Source organism: Armatimonadota bacterium (genome assembly GCA_031081675.1).
Classification (GTDB): domain Bacteria; phylum Sysuimicrobiota; class Sysuimicrobiia; order Sysuimicrobiales; family Kaftiobacteriaceae; genus Calidihabitans; species Calidihabitans tengchongensis.
On sequence record JAVHLZ010000040.1, the window covers coordinates 1 to 11420 of the forward strand.

Consider the following 11420-nt stretch of genomic DNA (forward strand, 5'->3'; position numbering starts at 1 on the left):
TGGCCAGGGCCCGGACCTCGTTGAGGGTCACGTCGGGATGGTAGCGGATGCCGCCCTTGGTGGGCCCCAGGACCGTGCTGTGGTGCACCCGGTAGCCGGTGAAGATCCGCACCGACCCGTCGTCCATCTTCACCGGGAAGTTCACGGTCAGCTCCCGCTTGGGGTAGGCGAGGAACTCCCGGATACCCCGCTTGAGGGGCAGGTGGTCCGCCGCCTGGTTGAACTGGCGCAGGGCCATCTGCCAGGGATCTTCCCGCGGGGTGATCACCGTCGCCTGCGCTGCCATGGTGCGTCCCTCCCCCGTGTGCCGCCAGGCAGAGGGGTTCCCCGCGGGGGGCGGCGGGTCCTGCGCGGACGGGCGGTCAGCGCACCAGGGCGGAGACCGGGACGAGGACGATCCCCTCCCTGTCGAACTCGGGCAGCATCTGTTGCAGCACCCGTGCGGTCGGCCGGGTCACGTGGCCGATGGCCACCGCCTCCCCCCGGGCGCGGGCCATGGAGATCAGCCGGCGCAGCTGCGCGCGGATGGCGTCGGGGTCGTCGTCGGTGTCGAGGAACACCGCCCGGGACGCGGCGGGCACCCCCATCTCCTGTGCCACACGGGCGGCCACCGAACGGGGGGACGTCACGCTGTCCACGAAGAACAGCCCGCGGGACCGGGCCACCGCGAGGATGGCGCGCATCACGCGGGGATCGGCGGTGCCCCGGGACCCCATGTGGTTGTTGATCCCCACCGCGCCGGGCACCTGGGCCAGATTCGCGGCCACCGTGCGGGTGATCTCCTCGTCGCTCATCTCCACCCGCACTCCCCCGGGTCCGAGGGCGCGCGCGGGGTCTTCGGGCTCCACCGGCTGGTGGAGCAGGACCTCCAGTCCGGCGGCGGCGGCCCGCCGGGCCACCTCCGCCGAGTACCGCAGGCCCGGCAGCACCGCCACCGTCGCGGGCCGGCCCAGGGCCAGCACCGGCTCCAGCTGCTCCAGGCTGCCTCCCGCGTCGTCGAAGATGATGGCCACCCGGCCCGCCGCCGGCGGAGCCTGCACCTGGATGCGGTGGGTGGTGACCTCCCGTCCCGCCCGCAGCACGGCGACCCGGACGCTGGAGCCCTCGACCCGCACCACCGCCCCCGCCGACCGGGCCTCGGGCGACAGGCGGGCCGCCACCTGGCGAGCCCCCAGGGGAGTCCGCAGGGTCACGATGCGGGTGGTCCAGCGCAGCCGGCGGCCCTCCACCCAGGCGGAGTCCGGCCGGACATCCGACGACACCGGGGATCCGATCCGCCGCAGCGCGCCGGCAACGGCCCGGTCCACGGCAGAAGCGTCCACCACCACGTCCGCGGGCGGCGGAGGCGTCCCCGGAGGCCGACCGGCCTCGCGCAGCGCCAGCGCCACGCCCGCCGCCAGGCCCAGGGCGACCGCGGCCGCCAGGGCGAAGGGGCGGCGGAGGGGACGGCGGGTGCGGCGGGAGGACGCCACCGGGTCAGGCCGCGCGGGCTGCCGCTCCCGAGGCGGGAACGGCGGGAGGCCGCCCGCTGCGCTGCAGCCGCCGGCGCAGGACGTCCACCGCCTGCCGGAGCTGTTCGGCCTGCATCGCCTGCAGGGCCTGCTCGATCGCGTTCTCGCTCTGGCCCCGCATCCTCTGGCGCAGGGCCTCCTCGGTCTCGCCGGCCCGCACGTCGGGCGTCAGGCCGCGGCCGTGGATATCCCGCCCGGCGGGGGTCAGGTACTTGGCGGTGGTGATGGCGGCCCCCGAGCCCAGGGGGAGGTCCACCACAGTCTGGATCACGCCCTTGCCGAAGGTGGTGACGCCCACCAGGGGAGCGATGCGGTGGTCCTGCAGGGCCCCCGAGACGATCTCCGACGCGCTGGCGGTGAACTCGTTGACCAGGACCACCACCGGGATCCGCACCTTGGCCCGGCGCGAGGCGCGCTCGGTCTGCTGGCGGCCGCTGCGGTCCACGGTGTGCACCAGGGGCTGGCCGGCCGGGACGAAGTGGTCGGCCACCTGCAGCGAGATGTCCAGCAGGCCGCCGCCGTTGTTGCGCAGGTCCAGCAGCAGCCCGCGGGCGCCGTCGGACTGCACCTGGCGCAGCAGGCGGGCGAACGCCGCCTCGGTGTTCTCGTTGAACGTCACCAGGCGGATGTAGCCGATGTCCAGCTGCCGCAGCCGCGCCCGGGTGGCGTCGTCCAGCTGGTCGGGCCCTTCGGCGGCGACGATCTCGATGCGGTCGCGGACGATGGTCACCTCGAACCGGCGCTCCCCGCGCCGCACCGCCAGGCGCACCGCCGTCCCCTGGGGGCCGCGGATGCGGACCACCGCCTCCTGCAGCGCCATCCCCTCCGTGGGAACGCCGTCGATGGCCTCGATCCGGTCGCCGGCCCGCAGCCCCGCCCGGGCCGCCGGCGTCCCCGGAATGGGCTGCACCACGATCAGGTGGCCGTCCTTGATGTCGATGAAGATCCCGATGCCGAAGAAGAATCCCTGGGCGTCCTGCTTGAACTCCTGGTAGGCCCGCGGGTCCAGAAAGCGGGTATAGGGATCTCCCAGCGCCTCCAGCATCCCCCGGGCGGCGGCGAAGTACACCTGGGTGAGGTCCGGGGCGGGCGCGCAGCGACGGGGGATGTCCCGCACCAGGGCCGCCACCCGCTGGCGCCCCACCGGCGTGGCGTCGGGAGGGTGGACGCGCCGGGCGCAGGCCGGCCCCACCGCTTCCAGCACGGCCTTCTCGGCTCCGGCGTACAGCCGGGCGTCGTCCACGGTGCGGTCGATATAGCGGGCGTGGACCTCCCGCGCCACCGCGGCCAGCAGGGCCTCGCCCGCGGCGGCGGGATCCGCCTGGCCTCCCACCCCCAGCCGGGTCCAGGCGGCCGCGGCGGCCACCACCGCGGCCACCAGAAGGCCGACCACCAGAGCGCGCTGCCGGATCGTCGCCATCGCTCCCGTCGGCACCCGCCCGTCCAGACCGAGTCCCACTTATTCTACCCAAAAAGCCGGAGGGCGGGACGCCGGGGGACCTCCGGCCGTCAGGGGGGAGGCGCTCACAGGCGGTCGGGATCCACCGGGACCCCGTCGATGCGGATCTCGAAGTGCACGTGAGGTCCTGTGGAATACCCGGTGCTGCCCACGCGGCCGATGGGCTGGCCGCGGCGGACCGGGTCGGGGGGCCGCACCAGGATGGTCGAGAGGTGGCCGTACAGGGTGGAGACGCCGCCGCCGTGGTCCACGATCACGATCTTGCCGTACCCGCCAAACCACCCGGCGTAGATCACCCGCCCCGGCGCGGCCGCCAGGACCGGCGCGCCGTGCGGGGCGGCGATGTCCACGCCCCGGTGCAGGTGCCGGATCCCGAACAGCGGGTGGCGGCGCACGCCGAACCACGACGTGAAGACGCCCCGCGCCGGCCAGGCAAACGCAAACGGCACCCGGGCCTCGGCCACCCGGGCCCGCGCCGGCTGCTGCGCCCGCCGGATCAGGGCCTCCAGTTCCCGGGACGCCTGCTCCAGCTCGCGGACGACCTGCTCGTAGGCGGCCCGCTCGGTCTGGACGCGGTCCAGCAGCGTGCGCTTGGCCCGCTCCTGGGCCGCCAGCTCATCCCGGCGGGCCGCCGCCTGCGCGGCCAGGGCCCGCAGGACCACCCGGTCGCGCTCCAGGGCCTGGATCAGCTCCCGGTGGCGGCGCGCGTCGGCCGCGTACTCCTCCAGGGCGGCGGTGTCCGCCCGGACCACCGCCGTCACCAGGCGCCACCGGGTGATGAACCCCACAAAGTCGTCGGCGCCCAGCAGGACGTCGGCGTATCCCGAGCGCCCGTAGGTGTAGATGTCCCGGAGCCGCTCCCCCAGACGGGCGCGGCGGTCCCGCAGCCGCCGCTCGGTGGCCGCCAGATCCGCCGCCGTCTTGCGCAGCCTCTGCTCGGTCTCCTGCTGTTCGCGGGCCAGGTCCCGCAGCCGGATCTCGGCCTGCTCCCGGGTGCGGTCGATGCCCTCCAGCTCGCGCAGAAGCCGCCGCTCCCGGGCCCGCGCCACGTGCAGGCGCTGGCGGTGCTCCCGCAGGCGGGCCAGGACCTGGTCCAGCCGCCGGGCGGGCGGCAGGGGAGACGCCGGCGCGGGGGCGGCGCCGGCCTCGGGGGGCGCGAGGAGGACCGCCACCAGGGCCAGGACGGCGGGCGCCCTCACGAGGACACGAACCTCCGCACGGCGATCACGCTCCCCACCGCCCCCACCCCCACTCCCGCGCCGGCCACCGCCCCGGCCACCAGGGCGGCGACGCGGGACGGCGGAACCACGGGCAAGAACGGCAGCGCCGCGGCCAGGCGGGAGGCCACCACGGCGTAGACGCCCAGCAGCACCAGCGCCGCCGCCGCAGCCGCCGCGGCGCCCTGGAGCATCCCCTCCAGCAGCAGCGGCCACTGGACGGCCCACCGGCTGGCGCCCACCAGGAGCATGATGTCCAGCTCCTGGCGCCGGGCCAGCACGGTCATCCGGATGGTGTTGGCCACCACCACCGCCGCCACCGCGGCCAGGCAGGCCGTGGCCGCCGCCGCCCCGATCCGCACCGCCGCCGTCAGGGCCAGCAGCCGGTCGGTGACCCGGGCGCCGTAGGTCACCTCGGCCACGCCGGGAACCGCCGCCACCGCGGCCGCCACCCGGCGGATCTGCCGCGGGTCGGTGACCGCCACCTCCAGCGAGTCCGGCAGAGGGTTGTGCTCGCGCAGATCGTCAAACGCCGGCGAGTCGCCCAGGCGCTGGCGCAGGGCGCGCAGGGCCTCGTCCCGGGAGACAAACCGGACGCGCGCCACGCCCGAAAGCGCCGCCACCGCCTCCCGCGCCCGCGCGATCCGGTCGCCGTCCAGGCCGTCCTGGAGGTAGGCCACCACCTGCACCTGGGCCTCCAGGACCTCCGCCAGGTGGGACAGATTGGCCGCCGCCAGCACGCCCGCCCCGGCCGCCAGCAGGGCCACGCCGATGGTGGTGACCGCGGCCGCCGTCATGAGGCCGTTGCGGCGGAAGCCGGCGGCCGCCTCGGCGGCGACATACCGGGCCTGCCACGCCAGCAGGCGCACCCGGCGGCCCACGGCGGCGCGGCGGGGCCCGGCCGGATGGGCCGGGCGTCCGTGCCGGCGCTGGTGGCGGACCACGCCTACGCCTCCCGGGCGTACCGCCCCCGGGGCTGGTCGCGCACCACGCGGCCTCCCGCCAGCTCGATCACCCGCTGGCGGCAGGCGTCCACGATGGCCTTGTTGTGGGTGGCCACCAGCACCGTGGTCCCGCGGGCGTTGATCTCCGCCAGCAGGCGGATGATCTCCCACGAGGTCCGGGGGTCCAGGTTGCCGGTGGGCTCGTCGGCCAGCAGCAGCGGAGGGTCGCCGGCGATGGCGCGGGCGATGCTCACCCGCTGCTGCTCTCCGCCCGACAGTTCCGCCGGGTAGGCTTCGGCCCGGTGGGCCACACCCACCAGGTCCAGGGCCCGGAGGGCCCGCGGGCGGACCTCGTCGGGGGGCACGCCGGTCACCCGCAGGACAAACGCCACGTTTTCCCAGGCGGTGCGGCGGGGCAGCAACTTGAAGTCCTGAAACACCACTCCCAGGCGCCGCCGCAGCAGGGCCACCCCCCCGCCCCGCAGGCGTCCCACATCCCGCCCCAGGACGCACACCCGGCCGGTGGTGGGAATCTCATCGCGGTAGATCAGCCGCAGGAGGGTGGACTTGCCCGTCCCGGTGGGCCCCACCAGGAAGACGAACTCCCCCGGATCAATGCGGAAGGACACGCTCCGGAGGGCGACGATGCCGGCGGGGAAGATCTTGGTGACGTCCTCGAACTGGACCATGCGCTGCTCCGACGACAAGGCGCGACGACCGCGACGGCGCGAGCGACGTCAGGGGGCGGTATTCGACTTCGGAGCGGGAAATCCTTGCCGCCGGCGTCAGGACGGGAGCGGCCAGGTCAGGTTCCACCGGCGCAGGGCGGCGGCGGTCCGGTCGTCGGTCATGTCCAGGCTGATGGGGGTCACCGAGATCTGCCCGCGGGCCAGCGCCCAGGTGTCCGTGCCCTCCTCGTCCTCCTGGTCGGCGGGTTCGCCCGTCAGCCAGTAGTAGGTCCGGCCCCGGGGGTCCAGCCGGCGGTCCAGGCGGCTGAGGTAGCGCCGCCGGCTCTGGCGGGTGATGGCCACGCCGGCGATGCGCTCGGGGGGGAGGTTGGGGACGTTCACGTTGAGCAGGACGTCCTCGGGCAACCCGTGGAGGAGGATGAGCCGCGCCAGCGCCACCGCAAACGCGGCGGCCGCAGTGAAGAGGGGGTCGCGGAATCCTGCCACCGAGATGGCGACGGCGGGTACGCCGAAGATGGCCCCTTCCATGGCCCCCGACACGGTCCCCGAATAGGTGAGGTCCCGGGCCACGTTGGGGCCTACGTTGATGCCCGAGAAGACGATCTCGGGGCGCGCCGGCAGCAGGCCCAGCATCCCCAGGGCGACGCAGTCGGCGGGGGTCCCGTTGGTGGCCCACGCCCGCACTGTGGAGCCGGGCAGGACCACGGGGTGGGCCCGCAGCGGTTTGTGCAGGGTGATGGCGTGGCCGGTGGCGCTGCGCTCCCGGTCGGGAGCCACCACATAGGCCTCCGCCACCGGCTCGAAGGCCTCCACCAGCGCCCGCAGCCCCGGCGAGGCGATGCCGTCGTCGTTGGTGATGAGCACGCGCATGGTTCTGCTACGACCGGCCCGCCACCAGGGAGGCGAACCGGCGGGCGTCGTCCCACATGGTCACGTTGTTGAACAGCACGTAAAACGTCACCCGCCGGGCGGCGCACCATCGCCGCAGCTGCTCCAGATCCTCGTCGGTATACCGGTAGCGGTAGCCGGTCCGGCCGTGAAGGCGGAAATAGCGGATCGGGCCCGGGGCCGGCCGCAGGACGAACGGATCCGTGCAGTGGATCAGGTCCAGCTCCGCGCACAGCCGGGCCACCACCGCCGGGTCCCACGCGCCCCGGGGCTCCCAGCCCAGGCGCAGGCCGCCGCGGTCGATGGCGGAGAAGAACGCTCGCATCCGGGCGATGTTCTGCGCCGTGGGGGTGAAGCTGGCGGGACACTGGAACACCACCACGGTGGCGCCCAGGGCGCGGGCCACCTCCCGGGTGGCCTCCCACGCCTGCCGCACCTCCCGGGAGGCGCGGAACCCGCCGTAGCGCTCCGCCGCGCGGGCGGGGATCGGCCGGCCCAGCCGGCGGTAGGTGGGGCTGGTGGGCGGGTGGGTGATCAGCTGCCAGGCCTTCATGGTGAACTCGAAGCCCGCCGGCGCGCGCTCCCGCCACCGCTGGACGGTGGACAGCCGCGGCAGGCGGTAGAACGTCTGCTGGATTTCCACCAGGCGGAAGGTCCGGACGTACAGGGCGAACGAGCGGGGGAACCCGCAGCAGCCGACCTTGATCACGGGGAGGCGGACCCGGGGCGCAGGGAGTCGTCGACCCACTCCAGGTAGGCGGGGTGACCGGCCACCACCGGCAGGGCGATCACCTCGGGAACGGTGTAGGAGTGCAGCGCCCGCACCCGCTGTTCCAGGGCCTCCACCCGGTCCCGGCGCGTTTTGCACACCAGCAGCACCTCGCCGGCCTCCTCGACGCGTCCCTGCCACCAGTAGGTGGACGCGAGGCCGGGGATCAGGTTGACGCAGGCGGCCAGCCGCTCCTCGACCAGGGCCCGGGCGATCCGCCGGGCTTCCGCGGGATCGCCCACGGTGACCAGGACCACCACGTGCTCGGTCATCGGGATCTCCCGGAGTCCCCGGCCGCCGGCGGCCCGGGGATCTGCCGCAGGGCCGCCTCGAAGGCGCGCCGCGCGTCGTCGGTGGTGACCACGAACACGATCTCCCGCAGCCCCGTGGAGACGGCCTGGAGGTAGGCGACGACCTCGGAGACCATCAGGCGGGCCGCCTCGTCCATGGGGAATCCGCCCACGCCGGTCCCCAGGGCCGGAAAGGCCACCGACGCCACCCGGAGCCGGTCGGCCACCTCCAGGCTGCTGCGGGTGGCCCGCCGGATGATGTCTCCGCTGGTGACCAGGTCGGGCCCCATGGTGGCGGCATGGATCACGTGCCGGCACGGCAGGCGCCCCGCGCCGGTGGCCACCGCCTCCCCCAGTCCGATGGGGCCCCGGGCGACCGCCTCCCGCTCGATCTCCGCCCCGCCCGCCCGCTTGATCGCCCCCGCCACCCCGCCGCCCATCCACAGCCGGGTGTTGGCGGCGTTGACGACGGCGTCCACTGCCACCCGGGTGATGTCCCCCCGCAGAACCCGGAGGACCGTGCGGCCGACGGTGCGTTCCATCGGCGGTTCCCGCTAGTCCTGCTCGCGCCACCAGTCCGGCGACACGTCCTTGGTGCGGGTGTACTTGCGCACGGCGGGCCGCGCCCCCGACCGTTCCTTGGCGACCCGGGCGCGCAGCTCCTCGTACTCCCGCAGGTCGGTGAGCACCTTCAGGGTGTTCCAGGCCGCCTCTTCCACCTGTTCGCCGTCGTGCAGGATCAGCTGCACCAGCGGGTCGATGACCCGCTTGTTGCGGATCTTGGCCATCAGGCGGATGGCCAGACGCTTGACGTCGATGTCCTCGTCCTGGAGCGCCTCCACCAGCCGGTCCAGGGCGGCGTCGCCCAGCAGCGCGTAGGTGGCCTTCAGGGCGAACCGCCGCACCTTGGGGCTGGAGGCGCGCAGCGCCTCCTCCAGCACGGCCACCACCTGCTCCCGCGGCCGCGTGGCGAAGGCCTCCACCACCTCGGGGGGCAGCAGGACTTCCCGGTCCGCCGGCTGGGCGGCCGCGGGCTCCAGCACCCGCCGCTCCTCCAGGCGCGCCAGGGTCGTCACCACCGCCTCCTGCATGCCGGGGTCGTCCAGGAACAGGTGGATCAGGGGCGCCACCACCCGCTTGTCCGCGATGCGCCCCAGGACCGTGATGGCCGTGACGCGGACGTACTGGTTCTCGTCCCGCAGCAGGGTCAGCAGCGGGTCGATCGCCCGGGTGCCCATGTCCACCAGGATCTTCCAGATCTGGTTGCCGATCCGCCGGCGCAGGGCGCGGTCCCGGAAGGCGTCCATCAGGGGGAGAACGGCATCGGCCCCGATCCGCACCAGGGCGTCGGCCGCCGCCAGCTGCAGGGAGCGCTCCCGCCGGGTCAGCACCCGGATCAGCGGCTCCACCGCCTCGCGGTCCCGCATGTCCCGCAGGCCGTTCACCGCCTGCAGGACCACCTGTTCGGAGCGGTCGGCCAGCGCCCGGCGCAGCCCCTCCATCGCCAGGGGCCCCCCGATGCGCCGCAGGGCGGTGACGGCGCTCTTGCGGACGTACTCGTCGGGGTCGGCCAGCGCCTCGATCAGGGCCTGCGCCGCCCGCTCGTCGCCCAGCTTGCCCAGCTGGAGGGCGGCGTCACTGCGGACGGTCACGTCGTGACTGCGCAGTTGCGCCAGCAGCCGGGCCAGTTCGGCATCCTGGATGGGGGTAGGATCGGCCACGACGGCCTCCTTTTATCTGAGTAACCTTCTCCCGGCCGGGGGAAGACTCCTCTGCTTGCATCGCCCGCGGAGCGCCGGTATACTGGTCCCAAAAACCGGCCCTGCAGCGGGTGCTCGTGGCGCGAGCAGGCCCGCCGCCGGCCACGGGCGGAGGTGAAACCCCTCCGGTGACGCAGCGCATACAGACGAGCGACGCCGCGACATCACGCCCCCGTTTCGCCCACGAAAGCGAAGCCGAGTTCGCCCGCCTCCTGGATTTCTACGGCATCCGGTGGGAGTACGAGCCCCGGAGCTTCCCCCTCCGGTGGGACGACCAGGGACGGGTGGTGGAGAGTTTCAACCCCGATTTCTACCTCCCCGACCTGGACCTGTATATCGAGCTGACCACCCTCAAGCAGAGCCTGGTCACCCGGAAGAACCGCAAGCTGCGCCGGCTGCGGGAGCTGTACCCCCACATCCGGGTGAAGATCTTCTACGGCCGAGACTACCGCAATCTGCTGTTCAAGTACGGGCTGTCCCGCCCCGCGGCCCGATCGTCCTGATGGCCCTCGCCGACGACATCGCCCGGGTCCTGATTCCCGAGGCCCAGCTGCAGGAACGGGTGCGCCAGCTCGGCGCCGAGATCTCCCGGGACTACGCCGGTACCACCCCGATCCTGGTCAGCGTGCTCAAGGGCGCCCTGTACTTCATGGCCGACCTGACGCGGGCCATCACCATCCCCATCGTCATCGACTTCATGGCCATCACGTCCTACGGCGACCAGCAGGCCACCAGCGGTGCGGTCCGCCTCATCAAGGACCTGGACGAGCAGATCACCGCCCGCCACGTGATCCTCGTCGAGGACATCATCGACACCGGCCTGACCGCCGACTACCTCCTGCGCACCCTCCGGGCCCGGGACCCGGCCAGCCTGCACATCTGCACCCTGCTGGACAAGGCGGCCCGCCGGATCGTCGACACCCTGCCGATCCGGTACCGGGGATTCGAGGTACCCGACGAGTTCGTGGTGGGCTACGGCCTCGACTACCGCCAGCTGTACCGCAACCTCCCCTTCATCGGGGTTCTCAAGCCGGAGGTTGTGGCGGCACCTCGATAATACACCGCCGGAGACCGGCGGGAAAGACCGGGGAGGCTACTTGCGCGCCAGCGGCCGGCGCTGGGCCAGTTCCAGGCGGAAGACGAAGCGCACCAGCCGCTGGCGGTCGTCGTCGGCGATGGCGGTGAACTGGCTGCCCACCAGCCAGCGGGAGCCCCGGAGGACCTCCCGCACGTACTTGGCCCGGCAGCGGGCCCGGATGGGGTCGCGGCCGTCGGGGACGTTGAGGACGACGTCGAACTCGTCGTCCTCCCCCAGGGGCGGCAGGTCGGTGAACAGCAGGCTCACCCCGCCCCCGCTCACGTCCTTGGTCACGGCCCGGTAGGACCGGTCCCCCGCCAGAAGGTCGGCGTTGAGGCTGGCGTCCTGGCGGACGTAGTCCCGCCGCTGGGTCCGGGCGGGCTCGCCGGCCAGGCGGATGGACAGGCCGGGCTCGGCCGCGGCGTCCGCCGCGGCCACGGTGCCCCGGTCCTCGTACAGCCCGTCCTTGCGGACGAAGATCACCCGCACCGGCGTGCCGGGCAGCGGCGTTTCCCCTGCCCGCATGGCGGCCGCCAGGCGGACCGTCGGGCCGTTCAGGGCCTGCACCTCTCCCGGGTAGGACTCCCCGGTGGACACCACCTCCACCAGGACCCGTTCGCCGACCTTCAGCTGCTGCATGCCGATCCGCTCTCCCTCCCCGCAGCCACACGCCGCGTAGGCGCGATGACGGTGCAGGCCGGTCGGGGGGACACACGGCAGGCGACGCTTCCGTGTTCTGCCTGCCCCGGAGGTGGAATCGCTAGACGCCTCCGATGGCGGCGCGCGCGGTTTCGTTGACCGCCCGGAAGAGGATT

Annotated in this window: 14 protein-coding genes; 2 read left to right on the forward strand and 12 right to left on the reverse strand. The window is 73.9% G+C overall.

Annotation, left to right across the window (positions count from 1 at the left end; all coding sequences use genetic code 11):
- From RB150_11035 to RB150_11085, 11 genes are all read right to left on the reverse strand, one after another.
- On the reverse strand, positions 1-286 hold a 286-nt coding region (locus tag RB150_11035), incomplete at its 3' end, for a Glu/Leu/Phe/Val dehydrogenase dimerization domain-containing protein (GenBank protein ID MDQ7821068.1).
- Between the two features lie 76 nt (positions 287-362).
- Positions 363-1472 carry a divergent polysaccharide deacetylase family protein gene (locus RB150_11040; protein ID MDQ7821069.1) on the reverse strand — a complete coding sequence of 370 codons (1110 nt, stop codon included), beginning with the start codon at positions 1470-1472 and terminating at the stop codon, positions 363-365.
- Between the two features lie 4 nt (positions 1473-1476).
- Complete coding sequence (locus RB150_11045; GenBank protein ID MDQ7821070.1) at positions 1477-2931, reverse strand: S41 family peptidase; 1455 nt, start codon at positions 2929-2931, stop codon at positions 1477-1479.
- A 104-nt stretch (positions 2932-3035) separates the two neighbouring features.
- Positions 3036-4169, reverse strand: a complete 1134-nt coding sequence (locus tag RB150_11050; protein ID MDQ7821071.1) for a peptidoglycan DD-metalloendopeptidase family protein — start codon at positions 4167-4169, stop codon at positions 3036-3038.
- On the reverse strand, positions 4166-5131 hold the full coding sequence (gene ftsX / locus RB150_11055) for a permease-like cell division protein FtsX (protein ID MDQ7821072.1): 966 nt from the start codon (positions 5129-5131) through the stop codon (positions 4166-4168). The genes RB150_11050 and ftsX overlap by 4 nt, the downstream gene beginning before the upstream one ends.
- Positions 5132-5133: 2 nt before the next feature.
- Complete coding sequence (gene ftsE, locus RB150_11060) at positions 5134-5820, reverse strand: cell division ATP-binding protein FtsE (protein MDQ7821073.1); 687 nt, start codon at positions 5818-5820, stop codon at positions 5134-5136.
- A gap of 96 nt (positions 5821-5916) precedes the next feature.
- A complete protein-coding gene (gene surE, locus RB150_11065) occupies positions 5917-6690 on the reverse strand; it encodes a 5'/3'-nucleotidase SurE (GenBank protein MDQ7821074.1) in 774 nt (257 codons plus the stop codon).
- Between the two features lie 7 nt (positions 6691-6697).
- A complete protein-coding gene (locus tag RB150_11070) occupies positions 6698-7417 on the reverse strand; it encodes a DUF72 domain-containing protein (GenBank protein ID MDQ7821075.1) in 720 nt (239 codons plus the stop codon).
- Positions 7414-7749: a divalent-cation tolerance protein CutA gene (gene cutA, locus RB150_11075; GenBank protein ID MDQ7821076.1), complete on the reverse strand. Its 336-nt coding sequence runs from the start codon at positions 7747-7749 to the stop codon at positions 7414-7416. The genes RB150_11070 and cutA overlap by 4 nt, the downstream gene beginning before the upstream one ends.
- A complete protein-coding gene (locus RB150_11080; protein ID MDQ7821077.1) occupies positions 7746-8309 on the reverse strand; it encodes a macro domain-containing protein in 564 nt (187 codons plus the stop codon). Before RB150_11080 ends, cutA begins: the two co-directional genes overlap by 4 nt.
- Before the next feature lie 12 nt (positions 8310-8321).
- Complete coding sequence (locus RB150_11085; protein ID MDQ7821078.1) at positions 8322-9488, reverse strand: HEAT repeat domain-containing protein; 1167 nt, start codon at positions 9486-9488, stop codon at positions 8322-8324.
- A gap of 167 nt (positions 9489-9655) precedes the next feature.
- Between RB150_11085 and RB150_11090 the strand changes: the two genes are divergently transcribed.
- Positions 9656-10030, forward strand: coding sequence for a hypothetical protein (locus RB150_11090; GenBank protein MDQ7821079.1), 375 nt, complete (start codon positions 9656-9658; stop codon positions 10028-10030).
- Positions 10030-10584 carry a hypoxanthine phosphoribosyltransferase gene (gene hpt, locus RB150_11095; protein ID MDQ7821080.1) on the forward strand — a complete coding sequence of 185 codons (555 nt, stop codon included), beginning with the start codon at positions 10030-10032 and terminating at the stop codon, positions 10582-10584. The genes RB150_11090 and hpt overlap by 1 nt, the downstream gene beginning before the upstream one ends.
- Before the next feature lie 36 nt (positions 10585-10620).
- Here the strand turns inward: hpt and RB150_11100 are convergent, their stop codons facing one another.
- The gene (locus RB150_11100) at positions 10621-11244 is read right to left on the reverse strand and encodes a PilZ domain-containing protein (GenBank protein ID MDQ7821081.1); all 624 of its coding nucleotides are present in this window, start codon (positions 11242-11244) and stop codon (positions 10621-10623) included.
- Positions 11245-11420 lie beyond the last annotated feature (176 nt).

What these genes read in the sequence shown, in the direction of transcription:
- RB150_11045 (MDQ7821070.1), bottom strand. Translation starts at nt 2,931, where the DNA reads ATGGCGACGATCCGGCAGCGCGCTCTGGTGGTCGGCCTTCTGGTGGCC.
- ftsE (MDQ7821073.1), bottom strand. Translation starts at nt 5,820, where the DNA reads ATGGTCCAGTTCGAGGACGTCACCAAGATCTTCCCCGCCGGCATCGTC.
- surE (MDQ7821074.1), bottom strand. Translation starts at nt 6,690, where the DNA reads ATGCGCGTGCTCATCACCAACGACGACGGCATCGCCTCGCCGGGGCTG.
- cutA (MDQ7821076.1), bottom strand. Translation starts at nt 7,749, where the DNA reads ATGACCGAGCACGTGGTGGTCCTGGTCACCGTGGGCGATCCCGCGGAA.
- RB150_11080 (MDQ7821077.1), bottom strand. Translation starts at nt 8,309, where the DNA reads ATGGAACGCACCGTCGGCCGCACGGTCCTCCGGGTTCTGCGGGGGGAC.
- hpt (MDQ7821080.1), top strand. Translation starts at nt 10,030, where the DNA reads ATGGCCCTCGCCGACGACATCGCCCGGGTCCTGATTCCCGAGGCCCAG.
- RB150_11100 (MDQ7821081.1), bottom strand. Translation starts at nt 11,244, where the DNA reads ATGCAGCAGCTGAAGGTCGGCGAACGGGTCCTGGTGGAGGTGGTGTCC.